At 58.9% G+C, this 17,368-nt stretch carries 17 protein-coding genes; 7 read left to right on the forward strand and 10 right to left on the reverse strand.

The features are described 5' to 3' along the window. Nucleotides 1-12: 12 nt before the first annotated feature. The 4 genes from proB to rplU all read right to left on the reverse strand — a co-directional run bounded on the left by proB (nt 13) and on the right by rplU (nt 3,311). Nucleotides 13-1,131, reverse strand: a complete 1,119-nt coding sequence (gene proB, locus ACYZT1_RS21370) for a glutamate 5-kinase (RefSeq protein WP_462019299.1) — start codon at nt 1,129-1,131, stop codon at nt 13-15. Between the two features lie 137 nt (nt 1,132-1,268). After that, nucleotides 1,269-2,492 (reverse strand): Obg family GTPase CgtA, encoded by a 1,224-nt coding sequence (gene cgtA, locus ACYZT1_RS21375; RefSeq protein WP_462016591.1) that lies wholly within the window; start codon nt 2,490-2,492, stop codon nt 1,269-1,271. 194 nt (nt 2,493-2,686) lie between these two features. Beyond that, on the reverse strand, nt 2,687-2,962 hold the full coding sequence (gene rpmA, locus ACYZT1_RS21380; protein ID WP_003215862.1) for a 50S ribosomal protein L27: 276 nt from the start codon (nt 2,960-2,962) through the stop codon (nt 2,687-2,689). A 34-nt stretch (nt 2,963-2,996) separates the two neighbouring features. Beyond that, entirely contained in the window at nt 2,997-3,311 is a 315-nt protein-coding gene (rplU, locus tag ACYZT1_RS21385) for a 50S ribosomal protein L21 (RefSeq protein ID WP_003176051.1), read from the reverse strand. A 240-nt stretch (nt 3,312-3,551) separates the two neighbouring features. On the opposite strand from rplU, the gene ACYZT1_RS21390 reads away from it, so the two are divergent. The 3 genes from ACYZT1_RS21390 (at nt 3,552) to ACYZT1_RS21400 (ending at nt 5,376) form a co-directional block, all read left to right on the forward strand. Then, nucleotides 3,552-4,520 carry a polyprenyl synthetase family protein gene (locus tag ACYZT1_RS21390; protein WP_462016592.1) on the forward strand — a complete coding sequence of 323 codons (969 nt, stop codon included), beginning with the start codon at nt 3,552-3,554 and terminating at the stop codon, nt 4,518-4,520. Nucleotides 4,521-4,571: 51 nt separating this feature from the next. Further along, nucleotides 4,572-4,913 carry a zinc ribbon domain-containing protein YjdM gene (locus ACYZT1_RS21395; protein ID WP_462016593.1) on the forward strand — a complete coding sequence of 114 codons (342 nt, stop codon included), beginning with the start codon at nt 4,572-4,574 and terminating at the stop codon, nt 4,911-4,913. A 205-nt stretch (nt 4,914-5,118) separates the two neighbouring features. Continuing rightward, on the forward strand, nt 5,119-5,376 hold the full coding sequence (locus ACYZT1_RS21400) for a PA4570 family protein (protein WP_462016594.1): 258 nt from the start codon (nt 5,119-5,121) through the stop codon (nt 5,374-5,376). Nucleotides 5,377-5,487: 111 nt separating this feature from the next. Here the strand turns inward: ACYZT1_RS21400 and ACYZT1_RS21405 are convergent, their stop codons facing one another. The 3 genes from ACYZT1_RS21405 to ACYZT1_RS21415 all read right to left on the reverse strand — a co-directional run bounded on the left by ACYZT1_RS21405 (nt 5,488) and on the right by ACYZT1_RS21415 (nt 7,157). Beyond that, nucleotides 5,488-6,105, reverse strand: coding sequence for an FKBP-type peptidyl-prolyl cis-trans isomerase (locus tag ACYZT1_RS21405; RefSeq protein ID WP_462016595.1), 618 nt, complete (start codon nt 6,103-6,105; stop codon nt 5,488-5,490). 127 nt (nt 6,106-6,232) lie between these two features. Then, complete coding sequence (locus ACYZT1_RS21410) at nt 6,233-6,538, reverse strand: DUF6482 family protein (protein WP_462016596.1); 306 nt, start codon at nt 6,536-6,538, stop codon at nt 6,233-6,235. 130 nt (nt 6,539-6,668) lie between these two features. Further along, the gene (locus ACYZT1_RS21415; protein ID WP_462016597.1) at nt 6,669-7,157 is read right to left on the reverse strand and encodes a TIGR00645 family protein; all 489 of its coding nucleotides are present in this window, start codon (nt 7,155-7,157) and stop codon (nt 6,669-6,671) included. A 172-nt stretch (nt 7,158-7,329) separates the two neighbouring features. Here ACYZT1_RS21415 and ACYZT1_RS21420 point away from each other — a divergent pair, with 172 nt between their 5' ends. Next, on the forward strand, nt 7,330-9,159 hold the full coding sequence (locus ACYZT1_RS21420; protein WP_462016598.1) for a hypothetical protein: 1,830 nt from the start codon (nt 7,330-7,332) through the stop codon (nt 9,157-9,159). A gap of 5 nt (nt 9,160-9,164) precedes the next feature. Here the strand turns inward: ACYZT1_RS21420 and ACYZT1_RS21425 are convergent, their stop codons facing one another. After that, on the reverse strand, nt 9,165-9,491 hold the full coding sequence (locus tag ACYZT1_RS21425; RefSeq protein WP_462016599.1) for a PA4575 family protein: 327 nt from the start codon (nt 9,489-9,491) through the stop codon (nt 9,165-9,167). A 298-nt stretch (nt 9,492-9,789) separates the two neighbouring features. After that, nucleotides 9,790-12,228, reverse strand: a complete 2,439-nt coding sequence (locus ACYZT1_RS21430) for a Lon protease family protein (protein WP_462016600.1) — start codon at nt 12,226-12,228, stop codon at nt 9,790-9,792. 274 nt (nt 12,229-12,502) lie between these two features. Here ACYZT1_RS21430 and ACYZT1_RS21435 point away from each other — a divergent pair, with 274 nt between their 5' ends. From ACYZT1_RS21435 to ACYZT1_RS21445, 3 genes are all read left to right on the forward strand, one after another. Continuing rightward, entirely contained in the window at nt 12,503-12,991 is a 489-nt protein-coding gene (locus ACYZT1_RS21435) for a DUF3015 domain-containing protein (RefSeq protein WP_028624601.1), read from the forward strand. Nucleotides 12,992-13,098: 107 nt separating this feature from the next. Next, entirely contained in the window at nt 13,099-14,952 is a 1,854-nt protein-coding gene (locus tag ACYZT1_RS21440) for an Lnb N-terminal periplasmic domain-containing protein (RefSeq protein WP_462016601.1), read from the forward strand. A 169-nt stretch (nt 14,953-15,121) separates the two neighbouring features. Continuing rightward, nucleotides 15,122-15,616, forward strand: a complete 495-nt coding sequence (locus ACYZT1_RS21445) for a GreA/GreB family elongation factor (protein WP_462016602.1) — start codon at nt 15,122-15,124, stop codon at nt 15,614-15,616. A gap of 58 nt (nt 15,617-15,674) precedes the next feature. On the opposite strand, the gene ettA is transcribed toward ACYZT1_RS21445, so the two are convergent. After that, the gene (gene ettA / locus ACYZT1_RS21450) at nt 15,675-17,339 is read right to left on the reverse strand and encodes an energy-dependent translational throttle protein EttA (protein ID WP_462016603.1); all 1,665 of its coding nucleotides are present in this window, start codon (nt 17,337-17,339) and stop codon (nt 15,675-15,677) included. Nucleotides 17,340-17,368: the final 29 nt, after the last annotated feature.

The raw sequence follows: 17,368 nt of genomic DNA on the forward strand, positions 1-17,368 counted from the left end.
TCGAGTAATCCTTCAGACCAGAATCAGGTTATCGCGGTGAACCAGCTCAGGCTCAGCCATGTAACCCAGCAAACCGACAATCGCCTCAGACGACTGCCCGATGATTTTTTGTGCTTCCAGCGCGCTGTAGTTAGCCAGGCCACGGGCGATCTCACGACCGTCCGGCGCCACACACACCACCATCTCACCGCGCCGGAAACTGCCCTGAACCCGCTTGACGCCCACCGGCAACAAACTTTTGTTGCCCTGGGAAAGCGCCGCCACCGCACCCGCGTCCAGCACCAGCGTGCCGCGAGTTTGCAGATGCCCGGCCAACCATTGCTTGCGCGCAGCGAGCATGCCGCGCTCCGGTGACAGCAAGGTGCCAATCCGCTCGCCCGCTTTCAAACGATCCAGCACCCGCTCAATGCGACCGCCAACGATGATGGTGTGCGCACCGGAACGCGCCGCCAGACGCGCCGCGCGCAACTTGGTCTGCATACCGCCACGGCCCAGCGCCCCACCCGTCCCGCCGGCTACCGCGTCCAGCGCAGGATCATCGGCACGCGCTTCGTAGATCAGACTGGCATCGGGGTTATTACGGGGATCGGCATCAAACATGCCATCGCGGTCCGTGAGGATCACCAGCAAGTCCGCCTCCACCAGGTTGGCCACCAGCGCTGCCAAGGTGTCGTTGTCGCCGAAGCGGATCTCGTCAGTGACCACGGTGTCGTTTTCGTTGATCACCGGGATCACTTTCAACTCGACCAGGGCACGCAGGGTGCTGCGGGCATTCAGGTAGCGCTTGCGGTCGGACAGATCGTCATGGGTCAGGAGAATCTGCGCGGTGTGCCGATCATGCTCGGCAAAGCTCGACTCCCAGGCCTGCACCAATCCCATCTGGCCAATGGCAGCGGCCGCTTGCAGCTCGTGCATTGCACTGGGTCGTACGGTCCAGCCCAGGCGACTCATTCCCGCCGCCACCGCCCCGGAGGACACCAGCACCAGCTCGACGCCAGCCTCATGCAACGCGACCATCTGCTCGACCCAGACGCCCATTGCCGCGCGATCCAGGCCCTTGCCATCCGCTGTCAGCAACGCGCTGCCGATTTTCACGACCCAACGCTGCGCACCTGTCACCTTGCTCCGCATCATCTTCAACCTTAGCTTGAGGACAGCGCGACCTGGCACTGCCCGTGACGTTAATCGTGGCCATTGCTGACCAACGATCGATTTCCAGATACTAAAACGCCGCTCGATTGAGCGGCGTTCAAGTTTATCGCAACGAATCAGTCACGCACGTAAATGATTTCCGGACCGTCTTCATCATCCACATCTTCTTCATCCCAATCATCGTCACCGATGTCGTGGACCGACTTCACGCCGCTACGACGCAGGGCACGCTGGTCATCCAGCGCCTGCAGCTGAGCACGGGCTTCGTCTTCGATGCGCTGATCGAGTTCGGCCAGCTCTTCCTTGTAAGCCGGGTCGTTGGCCAAGCGATCAGCACGATCTTCCATGTAACGCATGATGTCGTGGCACAGACGCTCGGTACCCAGCTTGGAAATGGCCGAGATCACATAAACCGGACCGGTCCATTCCAGGCGATCAACGATTTCCTTGACGCGCGCGTCGTGCTCTTCCTCAAGGATCTGGTCGCACTTGTTCAGCACCAGCCAGCGATCACGCTCAGCCAGGGACGGGCTGAACTTGGTCAGCTCGCTGACGATGACTTCAGCAGCATCCGGAGCGCTTGCATCATCCAGCGGAGCCATGTCGACGAGGTGCAGCAACAGACGAGTGCGCGACAAGTGCTTGAGAAAGCGAATGCCCAGGCCGGCGCCATCGGAAGCACCTTCGATCAGGCCCGGAATGTCCGCAACCACGAAGCTCTTCCAGCGATCGACGCTGACCACGCCCAGGTTCGGCACCAAGGTAGTGAACGGGTAATCGGCGACTTTCGGCTTGGCGGCCGACACCGAGCGAATGAACGTACTTTTACCCGCGTTCGGCAGACCCAACAGGCCAACGTCCGCCAACACTTTCATTTCCAGCTTGAGATCACGCGCCTCACCCGGCTTGCCCGGAGTGGTCTGACGCGGCGCACGGTTGGTACTGGATTTGAAACGGGTGTTGCCCAGACCGTGCCAGCCACCATGTGCCACCAGCAAACGCTGGCCGGCCTTGGTCAGGTCGCCGATCACTTCCTGAGTTGCGGAGTCGATCACCGTGGTGCCGACCGGCACGCGCAACACCAGCTCTTCGCCTTTCTTGCCGGTGCAGTCAGTGCTGCCGCCGTTGGAACCGCGCTCGGCATCGAAGTGCCGGGTGTAACGGTAGTCCACGAGGGTGTTGAGGTTTTCGTCGGCGACCATGTAGACCGAACCGCCATCACCGCCATCACCGCCGTTCGGACCACCGTTCTCGATGAATTTTTCGCGACGGAAGCTCATGCAACCGTTGCCGCCGTCACCGGCCTTTACTCGAATGGATACTTCATCAACAAACTTCATAACTAACGCCTCTCGTCATACGGACGAGCCGAGAAAAATCCAGACATAAGACTCTTGCAAAAATGAGCGCAGCGACCTCAATCAACGACCGCAGAATCCAGCGCTGGAGCCCATTACAAACAGCTTTGCAAGAGACTCACCCCACAAACGAAAAAGCCCCGTCGCGAGACAGGGCTTTTCCAGCAACTACGCAATTATGCCGCGACGACTTCAGTCTTCGGGACAATGCTCACGTAACGGCGGTTGAAAGCGCCTTTTACTTCGAACTTGATCACGCCGTCGATTTTAGCGAACAGAGTGTGATCTTTGCCCATGCCAACGCCGTAGCCAGCGTGGAATTGGGTGCCGCGCTGACGCACGATGATGTTGCCCGGAATGATAACCTGGCCGCCATACATCTTCACGCCAAGGCGTTTGGCTTCTGAGTCGCGACCGTTACGGGTACTACCACCAGCTTTTTTGTGTGCCATGAGTCAATTCTCCTAGTGAGGAATTAGGCTGAAATTAAGCCTGAATACCGGTGATTTTGATCTCGGTGTACCACTGGCGGTGGCCCATACGCTTCATGTGGTGCTTACGACGACGGAACTTGATGATGCGGACTTTATCGTGACGACCTTGGGAGATCACTTCAGCCACAACGGTAGCGCCTGCAACAACTGGAGCGCCGATGTTCACGTCGTCGCCATTGGCGACCAACAGAACGCGATCAAAAGTTACGGATTCGCCGGTAGCGATTTCCAGTTTTTCGATCTTCAGGTATTCACCTGGGGCGACCTTGTATTGCTTGCCACCAGTAACAATTACTGCGTACGACATGGTATTTCTCCGATAATCCTGCTCACCCAGCTCTTTATAAGAAGAGGTATTGGCTGGCATGGCTGCATAAGGCTGGAAGGCCTGTTTGCAATTGCGTAAGGCAGGTGCTGCCCAGGAAGTTCAGGGTGCGCGATTGTACGCAAGCTGCCGGGGTGATGCAAGAGGCCGTCCATCGCGCCTTGACACCCGCCGACGTGGGTCCTAGCATGCCGCGCAACCCTTCTGGAGCAACTGTCGCTGATGCAACCCCAAGCTTTCTACCGCGCGGTGGCGGACGATTTTAGCGCCGTCGACGGCATCATCAAGAAGCAGCTGACTTCCCGAGTGCCGCTGGTATCGAAAATCGGCGACTACATTACCTCGGCCGGCGGTAAACGCCTGCGTCCTTTGTTAGTGCTGCTGTGCGGCAAAGCCCTTGGCCGCGAAGGCGACGATTTGCGTCTGCTGGCCGCAACCATCGAGTTCCTGCACACCGCGACCCTGCTGCACGACGACGTGGTCGATATGTCCGGCATGCGCCGTGGCCGCTCGACCGCCAACGCCATGTGGGGCAACGCGCCAAGCGTGCTGGTGGGTGATTTCCTGTATTCGCGTTCTTTCGAAATGATGGTCGAGCTGGGCTCCATGCCGGTGATGAAAATCCTGTCGCAAGCCACGCGCATCATCGCCGAAGGCGAAGTGTTGCAACTGTCGAAGGTCCGTGACGCCAGCACCACCGAAGAAACCTACATGGAAGTCATCCGCGGCAAGACCGCGATGCTGTTCGAGGCCTCGACTCACAGCGCTGCGGCCCTGTGCGAAGCGACGCCGGAACAGGCTGAAGCGCTGCGCACTTTCGGCGACCACCTCGGCGTAGCCTTCCAGCTGGTCGATGATCTGCTGGATTACAAGGGCGATGCGCAGACGCTGGGCAAGAACGTTGGTGACGATCTGGCGGAAGGCAAGCCAACCCTGCCACTGATCTTCACCATGCGCGAAGGCACACCGGAACAAGCGGCGCTGGTGCGCAAGGCGATTCAGAAAGGTGGCATCGACGACCTGGAAAGCATCCGTGAAGCCGTTGAAGCGTCCGGCTCGCTGGATTACACCGCTCAACTGGCGCGCGATTATGTTGCCCGCGCAATCAAATGCCTCGATGCGCTGCCCGCCAGCGAGTATCGCGACGCGTTGGTCGAACTCAGCGAATTCGCTGTAGCCCGCACGCACTGAATACCCCCCTGTAGGAGCGACTTTTAGCGATCCTCAAACCAAGGAGCTTTAGTGAGCACGTTGCCACCCTGCCCGAAATGCAATTGCGAATACACCTACGAAGACGGCGCGCAGCTGATCTGCCCGGAGTGCGCGCACGAATGGTCTGCTACTGACGAAGCCGAAGCAGCGTCCGATGACGCGGTGAAAAAGGATTCGGTAGGCAATGTCCTGCAAGATGGCGACACCATCACCGTGATCAAGGACCTCAAGGTCAAAGGCACGTCACTGGTGGTCAAGGTCGGCACCAAGGTCAAGAATATCCGCCTGTGCGATGGCGATCACGACATCGACTGCAAGATTGACGGTATAGGTCCGATGAAACTCAAGTCCGAGTTCGTCAGAAAAGTCTGAACCTGTTGTACGCCATCCCGCGCCAGGCGTGGGATGGGGCTCCACCCTCTCCCGCGTCATCCAACATTACCTGGCAGTAGCCAAACGCCAGCCGATTTGACCTTACGCAATCTTTACCCACTCAAGATCCAGAGTTGCCAATAGACGCTTGCTATTTGACGAATAAAAATTATTCTCATTGAAACCATCAATGGAGATGAGAACCATGACTTATTTGATCGACGCCTGGCTGGACCGCCCGCACCCCTACCTCAGAATCCTGCATAGGGAAACCGGGGAGGTCTGTGCCGTACTGGAAGAAGAAGCCTTGAACGAACTGCAGGATCAGGGTGATCTGGACGTCAACGGCCTGAGTTCCAGCGAGCCAGTGGTGCTCAAGGAACTGGTGCGCAACCTGTTTCTGTTCTGTTATGCCCGGGCATTGCGCCCGACCGCCGAACTAAACCATAAAATCGAACTATGAGACACCGCAAACGGCTGTGGGAACGAGCTTGCTCGCGATGACTGACTGGCATTCAACATCTCTGTCGACTGTGATGTCGCCATCGCGAGCAAGCTCGCTCCCACAGGGGGATTACAGAACGTCGAGCAGTTCGACGTCGAATACCAGAACGCTGTGCGGCGGGATGCTGCCAACGCCTTGAGCACCGTAAGCCAGTTCGCTCGGCACGTACAGGCGCCATTTGCTGCCCGCATTCATCAGTTGCAGGGCTTCGGTCCAGCCGGCGATCACGCCGCCGACCGGGAATTCTGCCGGCTGGCCACGATCGTAGGAGCTGTCAAATACAGTGCCGTCGATCAGGGTGCCGTGGTAGTGAGTGCGCACGGTGTCTTCACGGGAAGGCTTGGCGCCGTCGCCGGCGGTCAGCACTTCGAACTGCAGACCGGAAGCCAGGGTGGTGATGCCGTCACGCTTTGCGTTTTCAGCCAGGAAGGCCAGGCCTTCGCCAGCAGCTGCTTCGGCTTTGGCAGCCGCTTCAGCTTGCATGATTTCGCGGATGACCTTGAAGCTGGCGGACATCTCTTCCTGACCCACACGGCTTGGCTTGCCGGCAAACGCGTCAGTCAGGCCGGCCAGGATCGCGTCCAGGTTTACGCCCGGTGGCGGGTTGTCGCGCAGCTGGTCGCCCAGCTGACGGCCAATACCGTAGCTGACGCGGGTTTCGTCGGTGGACAGATTTACTTCGGACATGACACTGCTCCGCTGTGCGGACGGCCCGGGAACTTGCCGTGCGTGCACAGCGCGTCCCGGAGCGCCCGGAACCAAAAAGGGCCAGCAGACTAGCACAGATGCCATCGCGTTGATCAGAGGGCCAACGTTACCAGGTAGACCGGAAAGCAATCGGCACTTTCAGGCTTTCTCCCGCACTGGCGCCCAGCCCGCACATTTCGTCATGAACCGAGGTATGCACCAGATTGAACTGCACCCTCGGGCAAGCATGCAGCACTTGCCGCGCGTGCTCGACCGAACGCAGGTGGAACGCCTGGCCATGAGCATCGCTCAATGGATACGCGGCGCCATGCATGCGCGCCTCCAGCAGGTAGATCCCGCCTTCCATCGAGATCAGGTTCAGCTCATCGACCTTGCCGGCGATGGCATACGCATTCAACTCTTCCAGGTTCATGAACACCCCCACGCTGTCGCGAGATCGCATCCTTAAGGGATAGGCTTGAGCACCTCAAAGCACAAGCAACAAATGACGCCGCTCGTCCGGTTCACCTTTGCTGCAACCTCGTGCCCTATCGTGCTGCGGATCAGTGTTTGGTCAGCTTGTCCAGGTAACCCATGGCGAACGCCGACACCACGAACGTCATGTGAATGATCACGTACCACTGCAAATGCTCGGGATCGACATTCTTGGCGTCCATGAAAATACGCAGCAAGTGAATCGAGGAAATCGCCACGATGGACGCCGCGACCTTCATCTTCAACGAAGACGAATCCATGGTGCCCAGCCAATTGAGCTTTTCCTTGCTGTCGTCGATATCCAGTTGCGAAACGAAGTTCTCGTAACCGGATATCATCACCATCACCAGAAGCCCACCCACCAGCGCCATGTCGATCAGCGACAGCAGCACCAGAATCAGCTCGGACTCAGCCATGGCGAAGACGTTGGGAATGACGTGGAAAACTTCCTGAAAGAATTTCAGCGCCAGTGCCAACAGGCCCAGGGACAAGCCAAAGTAAATCGGCGCCAGCAGCCAGCGGGAAGCGTACATTGCGTTTTCGATAAAGCGTTCCATTGAATCTCACACATTGGGCTGGAAATGGCCGCGAGTATACCAGCCACCCGCCTATACCCAGAAGCAACCGCAAACAGGCGGGAAATCCGCAGCCTGCGCGCGTGTGACAAAGTCTTTCTGCTAGTGTCCCACTCACTGACACTTCAGCGATATCGGACAGGAAAACTGGAAAATGGATGTGCGATTGCCTTTAACGAGCGCCGGATTCTGCCTGGCGCTGCTGATGAGCGGCTGCTCGCCCAGCGATGAAAAACGCCAGGTCAGCCTCGACGAGAAAACCGTGCAGTTCGAACAATCCGTGAATGCGCTTGAGGATCCGCAGTTGCGGACAGCCGTGGCCGAACTTGGCGGTTCACTGTTACTGCTCGAACGCGCGCAACTCAAGCTGGACAGCAAGCCGCTGGAAACCGAGTACAGCGAAGACGTCCTCGCGGTGCTCAAGCACTATCCTACGCCGCAAGCGCTGGTCGACACCTTCATCAACGGTCTGTTCGTGCTGCACAAGGATTCCGGTTCCGATTACCTCACCGACCTGCAACCGGTGTTCCCTTTCAGCTTCAACATTCCGGACACTTTTTTGTTCCCCCATGCCCTGGAATGGCAGTCGGTGATGCTCAGCGACAAACGTGTGATCCCGTTCCAGCCGGAATGGTCGGAAACCGATCCCGGCATCCAGCTCAGCCCTTCAAGCTCCAGTGTGACCAATCCGGATGACCTGACGGTGACCTACCCCTTCATCGATGGCCTGGACGCAGACAACAAACACCAGCCGCAGCCGGTGAGCCTGCAAGGCAAAGTGGAAGTGATCGCGCCGCGTCGTCTCCACAGCTTCGACCTTGGTAAAAAGGATGTCGGCCAGACCCGCAGCAACGACAACCTCAGCGTCACCCTGCTGAAACTGGAAAACAATTACGCCGAAATAGAATTCCACAACAGCTTGCCGCTGGCGGCCGAGGTAGCCGAGACGCCGCTTAATCCGTTGATCGTGCAGGCCAAGGACGGCACCGGCCAGTTCCTCTCACGCTCAGGCGCGATCAACGAGACCCCGGCGCAAATCGCTTTTTATGAAAAACAACTGGCAAAATTACAGGCACAGAAGGCCTGGAGCGAACCGTTGGCGAAACAGTTGAAGGAGGAACAACGGGCCTTCGATCAACAACAGGCCAAGCAATATTCGAAGGTTTACTTCAACGGCCCGATCGATACCCTTGAAGTCAGTTTGCTGGATTTCTCGACCGCCACGATCACGCGCAAAGACCTCGATCTGCCGGTGCGGCGCTTTGACCCGCACACCACGGAGAAAACAGTGGTGCCATTGACGCTCCCGGTGGTGGTCTACGACGACCAGGCTGCAAACTGGCTGAAAGGCGCCACGCTGGGCGAGGAGCAACTGAAAAAGAGCGTCAGCATTCGCCAATCCATAGACGATCCGAGCGCTGCCACCATTGAATTCAGCCACCCGAAAAGCTTTAACGACGAGCTGCTGAGCACTGCCGTTAACCCCGGTGAAAGCCCTGTGACGTTTTTTACCGAGGATGGCTCCGGCAAACGCGATGAACCTATTGAATTGCCGCCGCAAGCCTATGAGGTCGACCCGCTGGGCGGCACTATCACCTACGACTTGAATCTGTTTCCGGAAACACCGGCATATGCGGTCGGTTCCTTCCCGCTATTCCTCGCCACAGTCGCCAAGCAAACCCTCAGCGTCGACCAATTGCCGCAAGGTCTCGACATTCGCGACAACGCATTGGTGATTGATCGCACAGTGTTTCCGGCACAGGAGTGGCGTTTTTTCGCCAAGGATGACAGCGGCAGTTATCTGAAAGAAATTCTTGCCGTCAGTCACGACGCGAGCGCGCAAGGCCCGGCGGTGACGGGCGTACAGTACTTCTACGGTCGGCCGACCCGACTGGAAGCTTACCAGCGCACCGACCTCACCACGGTGCAGTACGGCTTTGAGCTGAAACTTGACGAGGCTGACCTGAGCAGCCTCGAACCCTGACCCACTTACAGCTCAGGCCTGCCACCCCGACACCGTCCGCCGTTGATTTCGCGCAGTTGAGCCTGCAGGTGCAGGCACCAGATTTGCGGATCATCGGCCAGTTCATAGCCGTGCAGCGTCAGGCTTTCAACGATAGTGTCGAGAATGGATTCGGCCACAAACGGCCCGTGAAATGGGCCTTGGGCTTTAATGGCGGACGGTTGCTCGCCGGCCATACCGGCGGCGAACAGCAAGGTCCACATGCCCGTATCCCCCGCCAAAGGGCGGATGGCGCATTCGATCCGGGTCACAAGACCCAGGCATTGTCGGGTGAGGCAGAGGTTGCGCGACATGGCGGCGACCCTCGGTAGATCCGGTATTCAACCCCCATAGGGAGGCTGTCTCGATCCAGTGATTACTGTCGACATCCCTGAGCTGAGAATAGAAGAAAAGCGCGACGCGCACGCTAACTGAGACCAGAAGGCGCCGAGTGGTCATTGTGTGAATGTTGGCGTCAGAGTGATGGCACTTTTATCCCCAATAGCAGGAAGGAATGTGGGAGCCTGCTCGCGAAAACGGTGCGTCATCCAACAGATGTGTTGGCTGATGTACCGCTTCGCGGGCAAGCCTCGCTCCTGCAAGGGCTGTGTATCAGGCCGGTTTGGCCTCTGCCAACGCTTCCAGCGCGATCTCTTTTTCCGCTTCCTTGAGGTCTTCCTCGCTGATCATTTCCGCGATCACCCGCAAGCGCTCCACCACTCGCGCATTCACGCTGCCTTCCGGAAACTCGCCATTCTCGTCCGGTGCACCCGCAGGCTCGCCGACCAACAGGCTTAATGCCTCATCCGCCTGACGCACTGCATACACGTGGAACTGCCCCGCGCGCACGGCCGCCAGCACTTTTTCATCAAGCATCAAGGTGGCCACGTTGGCCTGAGGAATGATCGCCCCTTGCTCACCCGTCAGCCCACGAGCCTCGCACAGGCGGAAGAAGCCTTCGATCTTCTCGTTGACCCCGCCTACTGCCTGCACTTCCCCGAACTGGTTGATGGAGCCGGTGATGGCGAAGCACTGTTTGAGCGGTGTTTTCGACAGGGCGGAAATCAGCGTACACGCCTCACCCAGCGAAGCACTGTCGCCATCGACGTAACCGTAAGACTGCTCCAGGGCAATGCTCGCGGAAATCGCCAACGGAAATTCCTGCGCATATCGGCTGCCCAGATACCCGGTGAGGATCATCACGCCTTTGGAGTGAATCGGCTGACCGAGATTAACCTCACGCTCGATGTCGACAATGCCGCTGCCGCCCGGATAAACCGTGGCAGAAATCCGCGCCGGCACACCGAACGCCGAGTCACCGACTTCCAGTACTGTCAGCCCGTTGCACTTGCCCACGGCCGCGCCATCGGTGTCGATCAGGATGATCCCGGCCAGCATGTCATCCAGAATCCGCGCCGAGACACGCCCGGTACGCGTGGCTTTGGCCTTGAGCGCACGCTCGATGTGCCCGGCATCGGTCATTTCATCGCTGGCCAGATGACGAATGAAGTCCGCCTCGCTGACCAGTTGGAACAGGTCGCCAATGCGCGCCGACAACCGCCCCTGGTGTTCCGCCAGTCGTGCGCTGTAAGTGGCCAGACGTGCCACCGCATCGGCAGTCAGCGGCGCCATGCCTTCTTCCGAAGTACGGGTCTTGAGCAACTGGGCGAACTGCTCGAGGCTTTCGTCGACCATCGGGATGTCTTCGTCGAAGTCCACCAGAACGCGAAACATTTCCTGGAAGTCCGGATCGAGGTCCTGCAGCGTGTAGTACAACTGCCGCGCGCCGATGATGACGACCTTGACTTGCAGCGCAATGTTTTGCGGCGTCAGGGTCACGGTGGCCAGACGGCCAAGTTCACCCAGCGGCGATTCCATCTTCAGTTTTCGCGATTGCAGGGCGCGCTTGAGCGCATCCCACACGAACGGCTCGCTGAGCATTTTTTCCGCTTCGAGGATCAGAAAACCGCCGTTGGCCCGGTGCAAGGCGCCCGGACGTAACTGCCGATAGGTCGTGTACAGCGCGCCCTGATCGGTGCTGTATTCGATGCGGCCGAACAGGTTTTCGTACGTAGGATGCGGCTCGAACACCACCGGCGCGCCACCGCTGGCCGAATGACCGACCACCAGGCTGGGCGCGTATTGCTCTTCCAGCATCTTGCGCGCGACGGCATCCGGTTTGCTGTCGTCGACCAGTTGCTCGACCACCGTCTTCAGCAAATAAACCTGCATCGCCTGCAGGTAACCGCACACCGCCGCGTTCTCGGCATACTTCTCCGAGAGCGGCGACAGTAACGGCTGCAACGCCAGGGTGATGGTTTCTTCGTTGAGGTGGCGCAGTTGATTGCTCGACTCGCGCTTCCACTGCGGGAGGCTGGCAAGCTCTTCGTTCAGACGCTCTTCAAGCCCGGAGATATCTTCGTGAAAGCGCTCACGATCGGCTTCCGGCAGTTGCGCGAATTCGGCTTCGTCCAGCGCCTTGCCTTCGGCCATCGGCGTGAAGGCTATATTGCTGGCGTCGCGGTACAGCGCGACGTCTTTGTCCAGCGCGAGACGCTCGATGACATCCAGCGCCTTGTCGTAACGCTGATTGAAGGCGCGGTCGATGGCACTTTTTTTCTGCTGGTAGGACGGATGCTCGAACACTGCCGGAAACGTCGCCAGCAGGTTGTCGATCAAACCATTGATATCACCGATAAAAGCGCCGGCCGTGCCCGAGGGCAACTCCAGGGCGCGAGGCTCGCGGGGCTCATCGAAATTGTTGACGTAAACCCAGTCGGACGGGGTCTGCAGGCGTTTGCCTTCGGCTTTCAGATAGCGTTTGACGAAGGAAAACCGGCCGGTGCCGGGCTCGCCCATGACAAATACGTTGTAACCGGGGCGTGGCATCGCCACACCAAACTGCAAGGCTTCGACCGCACGTTCCTGGCCAAGCACACCGCGGAAGGGCTCCAGATCATTGGTGGTAGAGAAGCTGAACTGTTCAGCGGAAAACGGACGGGTCAGCGCTTCGGGCGCTAGACGCAAGCTGGCAGCAACAGGATCAGGCATCGGGCTTCCTTACATCAGGCGGGGCAGATAGCGGCATTCTGGCGCTGCCCACACCTCACTGGCAAGGCGCGCCTTTGACAAAGCATAGCCAAGCCCGGATTGCCCGGCGGGCCGGGGGTCAAACAATGCTTTCAATGAATGTTTCGTAAAATGTCACGGAACCCTTGGATCGTGCCTAAACTCCAAATTGCGCGGCTGGAACAATAACCGGCCCACTGGCGCCAGATCGGGCCAGACCCTTGTCCATTGGTATGCACATAAAGAGAACAAAGCTATGAAACGGATTCTTCTCGGTACTCTCTTCACCGCTGTATCCATCAACGCCATGGCTCAGGCGCCAGGCGGCCCGGATTGCGGTTGGGGCAACATGCTGTTCGAAGGTCAGCGTGGCACTCCGGCTCACTTCCTGGCATCCACCACTAACGGCACTTCCGGCAACGCAACGTTTGGTATGACGTCGGGTACCAACGGTTGCTCGACCAATGCGTCGCTGACTTACGGCGGCAAATCCTGGCTGGCCATGAATGGCATGATGAACGAGCTGTCTGAAGACATGGCTAAAGGTCAGGGCGAAGCGCTGACTACTTATGCCGTGGTACTGGGCGTGGCGCCGGAAGACCGTGCGCACTTTGCCGCCGTGACTCACGAGCACTTCCAGCAGATCTTCAGCAAAGCTGACGTGACCGCTGAAGACGTGCATACCAACACTGTGTCCGTTCTGAAGAACGATGCTCGTCTGGCCAAATACGCCACTCAAGCATAAGCTCGACCCGCCCGCTCCTTCCGGGGAGCGGGTTTTGTTTTTTGGACCTGCCCTCTCGGGCATAAAACCGCCCCTGGTCTTTATTTTTTCGACTTAAGTTGCCCACTATGCTCAAACGCCTCGCCTGGCTGGCGCTCTGTGTCTGCGCCCCGCTGTCCGCCGCGCCACCTCTCGACCATCAACGTTTGCAGCAACTGGCCAACAATCCCTTCTGGATTTCCCTGGGCCATTACGAAACCGCCAAACTCGGCGGCTGGCGCAGCTATGTCAGCGACCGTAAATTCTTTCTCGCCGCCGACGGCAACCAGCATCCGGACCGCGAACTGGCAGCAACCGTGCAAGCGCTGTACGCGCCAGCCAGTGCAGGCGAGCAGCACGCCCAGTGCGTCTACCCGGCGCGCACCCGCTGGCTCAAGGCGCAACTCAACCTGACTGATTTACCGGCGCCCGACTGTGCTGAATTCAAACAATGGTTCAAGGATGTGTCGCCGCACAGCGCGGTGATGATTTTCCCGGCAGCCTATCTGAACAGCCCATCGTCGATGTTCGGCCACACCTTGCTGCGCATTGATCAGGTGGATGTGCAAAGCGACAAGACCGCGTTGCTCAGTTACGCAATCAACTTCGGTGCTTACATTGAAGGCTCCGACAACAGCATTCTGTACGCCTGGAAAGGCTTGATGGGCGGCTACCCGGGCCTGTTCGCGCTGGTGCCGTATCAGGAAAAACTTTCGGAATACCGCAGCCTGGAAAACCGTGACCTGTGGGAATACCGACTGAACCTGACCCAGGCGGAAACCGAGCGGATGGTCGAGCACGTCTGGGAACTCAAGCAGATCCAGTTCGACTATTTTTTCTTTGACGAAAACTGCTCCTATCGCTTGCTGGAGTTGTTACAGGTGGCGCGGCCGGGGTTGCGCCTGACTGAACAGTTCCCGCTGACCGCCATCCCCACCGACACCGTCAAAGCGGTGAAAGAAGCCGGGCTGGTCGAATCGATTCAATACCGGCCATCCCGCGAGCGCGAATTGCTCAGTCGCGCCGAACCGCTGGACCCCGAAGAGCAACAATGGGTGCTGAAAGTCAGCGCCGACCAGAAGCAATTACAGGACCCGGCCTTCAAGGCGCAGCCTCGCGATCGTCAGGCGCTGATCATCGACGCCGCCTACCGCCTCGAGCGTTACCGCGCCAACGGGCAGGAGCGCGATGCAAATCGTGCGCAGCGCAGCTTTGAACTGTTGCGGGCGATCAATCAGAATCCGGCGCCGGAGCTGGACATCCCGCAACCCGGCCTGCCCGAGGACGGTCATGAATCGCGCACGTGGCAGGCCGGCATCGGTACTCGCGGCGATCAGGCCTTTGGCGAATACGGCCTGCGCATGGCGTATCACGATCTCAACGATAATGCCGAGAGCTTCCCGCTGGGCGCGCAGATCGAAATCCTGCAGATGAAATTGCGTCAGTACGAAGGCAATAACTGGCAATTACAGCAACTGGATCTGGCGACCATCCGTTCGTTGACCCCGCGCAACGAGCTGTTGCAACCCCTGTCGTGGCAGGTCACCGGCGGTCTGGAGCGAGTGCCCGGCAAGCACGACGACGAAACCCTCGTCAGCCACGTCAATGGCGGTGCCGGCGGTACCTGGCAGCTGAGCGAAGACATGCTCGGTTTCGCCTTGGGCACCGTGCGCGTCGAGCACAACAACGACTTCGCGGAATTCATTTCGCCGGCGGCGGGTTTCAATAGCGGCGTGCTGTGGCAGAACCCGTTGGGCAACTTCAGCCTGGAGGCCAAGGGCGACTTCTTCACCAATGGCGAAGTGCGTCGTAGCGTGAGTCTGAATCAGCAGTGGGAATTATCGCGTAACCTCGGCCTGCGTCTGAGCGCCCAGCGCGAATTCAGCCACCTTGCCTCGCCCGAAAACGAAGTGATGCTTGAAGTGAAGTGGTATCACTACTGATCTGACACACCCTTACCCCTGTGGGAGCGAGCTTGCTCGCGATGAGGAACTGACATTCAACAGTTGTGTTGGCTGAACGTGCGCCATCGCGAGCAAGCTCGCTCCCACCGGGATATTTTTGAAACCAACGCCTGCAACTTTTGCCCAAACCCTATAACGGGAGAACAGCATGAGTCGCGCTTTCGTCAATGAAGATAACGCCGCAGCCCAAGCCGATCAGCCGGTTGAACGGCAGATCAGTGCGCAGCCCAATTACGTCACGCCCACCGGCCACGTCCAGCTGCAAGCCAAGGTTGCCGAGCTGCAACACCTGCACAGTGAACAGTTGGCCAAAGGTGAGCAGGCGGACAAACAACGCCAGGCGGACCTTGAACGTGATTTGCGTTATTTCACTCAGCGCCTGTCAAGCGCGCAGGTGGTATCAACCGCCCGTTCGACGCAGAAAGTTCAGATCGGTAGCCGGGTGACGTTCGCCGACGAGCACGACACGGAACAAACCGTACGACTGGTCGGCGAAGACCAGGCCGACGCGTCGGCGGGCCTGATCAACTGGGGCTCACCGCTGGGGCGCGCCTTGCTCGGGGCGAAACTGGGTGACGAAGTGCTATGGCTGCGCCCGGTGGGCGATCAGACGATCGAAATCATCCGCATCGAACCGGCTTGAACACTCCTAAAAAAAACGGAGCCCCGAGGGCTCCGCTTTTCATGCAACCGACCCGACATCAGGCCAGTTTTTTGTGCCGTACACGGTGTGGCTGAGCAGCCGCTTCGCCGAGACGCTTTTTGCGATCGGCTTCGTACTCGGTGTAGTTGCCTTCGAAGAACACCGCTTGCGAGTCGTCTTCGTACGCGAGGATGTGAGTCGCGACGCGGTCCAGGAACCACCGATCGTGAGAGATCACAATGGCGGCGCCCGGGAAGTCCAGCAAGGCTTCTTCCAGGGAACGCAGGGTTTCAACGTCGAGGTCGTTGGAAGGTTCGTCGAGCAGCAGGACGTTACCGCCCTCCTTCAAGGTCAGCGCCAGGTGCAAGCGACCGCGCTCACCACCGGACAGGTCCTTGACGAACTTCTGCTGATCACCGCCCTTGAAGTTGAAGCGACCGACGTAGGTACGCGACGGGATCTCGTAGTTGCCGATGCGGATCTGATCGGAACCGTCGGAGATTTGCTGGAACACGGTCTTGCTGCCATCCAGGTCTTCGCGGCTCTGATCGACGCAGGCCAGTTGCACGGTTTCGCCGACTTCGATGGTGCCCGAGTCTGGCGTTTCCTTGCCCATCAGCATGCGGAACAGGGTCGATTTACCGGCACCGTTACCGCCGATCACGCCGACGATGGCGCCTTTAGGCATGGAGAACGACAGGTTATCGATCAACACGCGATCGCCGTAGCCCTTGGAGACGTTTTTGAATTCGATGACTTTGTCGCCCAGACGGGGACCGGCCGGGATGTAGATCTCGTTGGTTTCGCTGCGCTTCTGGAATTCCTGCGACTGCATTTCTTCGAAGCGTTGCAGACGCGCCTTGGATTTCGACTGGCGGGCCTTGGCGCCTTTGCGCACCCACTCCAGTTCTTCCTTCATGGCTTTTTCGTGGGCCGACTGCGACTTGGATTCGGCAGCCAGACGATCGGACTTGGCTTCGAGCCAGCCGGAGTAGTTGCCTTCGTACGGGATACCGGCGCCACGGTCGAGCTCGAGAATCCAGCCAGCGACGTTATCGAGGAAGTACCGGTCGTGCGTGATCGCAACCACGGTGCCCGGGAAGTCGTGGAGGAAATGCTCCAGCCAGGCGACGGAATCGGCATCCAGGTGGTTGGTCGGTTCGTCGAGCAGCAGCATGTCCGGGGCGGACAGCAGCAAGCGGCACAAGGCCACGCGACGCTTTTCACCACCGGAGAGGAATTCGACCTTGGCGTCCCAGGCCGGCAGACGCAGCGCATCGGCGGCGACTTCCAGCTGGCGCTCCAGGTTGTGGCCATCGCTGGCTTGCAAAATGGCTTCAAGCTTGGCTTGTTCGGCAGCCAGTTTGTCGAAGTCGGCATCTTCCTCGGCGTAAGCGGCGTAGACCTCGTCCAGGCGAGCCTGGGCGTTCTTGATCACGCTGACCGCTTCTTCGACCACTTCACGCACGGTCTTGGTCGGATCGAGCACAGGCTCCTGCGGCAAATAACCGATGTTGAGTTCCGGCATCGGACGGGCTTCGCCTTCGAACTCGGTATCGACGCCGGCCATGATTTTCAGCAGCGTGGATTTACCCGAACCGTTGAGGCCGAGCACGCCGATTTTGGCGCCGGGGAAGAATGACAGCGAAATGTTTTTGAGGATTTCCCGCTTCGGCGGAACAACTTTGCCCAGCCGATGCATGGTGAAGACGTATTGAGCCATGGAGAACCTTGGGTCAGTGACAATGAATG

It is taken from the genome of Pseudomonas sp. PB3P13 (genome assembly GCF_054897735.1).

Bases quoted from the DNA above. Each gene is read 5' to 3' on its own strand.
- ACYZT1_RS21435 (WP_028624601.1), top strand. From the start codon at position 12,503: ATGAAACGGATTCTTCTCGGTACTCTCTTCACCGCTGTATCCATCAAC.
- ACYZT1_RS21410 (WP_462016596.1), bottom strand. From the start codon at position 6,538: ATGAACCTGGAAGAGTTGAATGCGTATGCCATCGCCGGCAAGGTCGAT.
- ACYZT1_RS21430 (WP_462016600.1), bottom strand. From the start codon at position 12,228: ATGCCTGATCCTGTTGCTGCCAGCTTGCGTCTAGCGCCCGAAGCGCTG.
- ACYZT1_RS21445 (WP_462016602.1), top strand. From the start codon at position 15,122: ATGAGTCGCGCTTTCGTCAATGAAGATAACGCCGCAGCCCAAGCCGAT.
- proB (WP_462019299.1), bottom strand. From the start codon at position 1,131: ATGCGGAGCAAGGTGACAGGTGCGCAGCGTTGGGTCGTGAAAATCGGC.
- cgtA (WP_462016591.1), bottom strand. From the start codon at position 2,492: ATGAAGTTTGTTGATGAAGTATCCATTCGAGTAAAGGCCGGTGACGGC.
- rplU (WP_003176051.1), bottom strand. From the start codon at position 3,311: ATGTCGTACGCAGTAATTGTTACTGGTGGCAAGCAATACAAGGTCGCC.
- ACYZT1_RS21400 (WP_462016594.1), top strand. From the start codon at position 5,119: ATGACTTATTTGATCGACGCCTGGCTGGACCGCCCGCACCCCTACCTC.
- ACYZT1_RS21415 (WP_462016597.1), bottom strand. From the start codon at position 7,157: ATGGAACGCTTTATCGAAAACGCAATGTACGCTTCCCGCTGGCTGCTG.
- ACYZT1_RS21420 (WP_462016598.1), top strand. From the start codon at position 7,330: ATGGATGTGCGATTGCCTTTAACGAGCGCCGGATTCTGCCTGGCGCTG.
- ACYZT1_RS21425 (WP_462016599.1), bottom strand. From the start codon at position 9,491: ATGTCGCGCAACCTCTGCCTCACCCGACAATGCCTGGGTCTTGTGACC.
- ACYZT1_RS21440 (WP_462016601.1), top strand. From the start codon at position 13,099: ATGCTCAAACGCCTCGCCTGGCTGGCGCTCTGTGTCTGCGCCCCGCTG.
- rpmA (WP_003215862.1), bottom strand. From the start codon at position 2,962: ATGGCACACAAAAAAGCTGGTGGTAGTACCCGTAACGGTCGCGACTCA.
- ACYZT1_RS21405 (WP_462016595.1), bottom strand. From the start codon at position 6,105: ATGTCCGAAGTAAATCTGTCCACCGACGAAACCCGCGTCAGCTACGGT.
- ACYZT1_RS21390 (WP_462016592.1), top strand. From the start codon at position 3,552: ATGCAACCCCAAGCTTTCTACCGCGCGGTGGCGGACGATTTTAGCGCC.
- ettA (WP_462016603.1), bottom strand. From the start codon at position 17,339: ATGGCTCAATACGTCTTCACCATGCATCGGCTGGGCAAAGTTGTTCCG.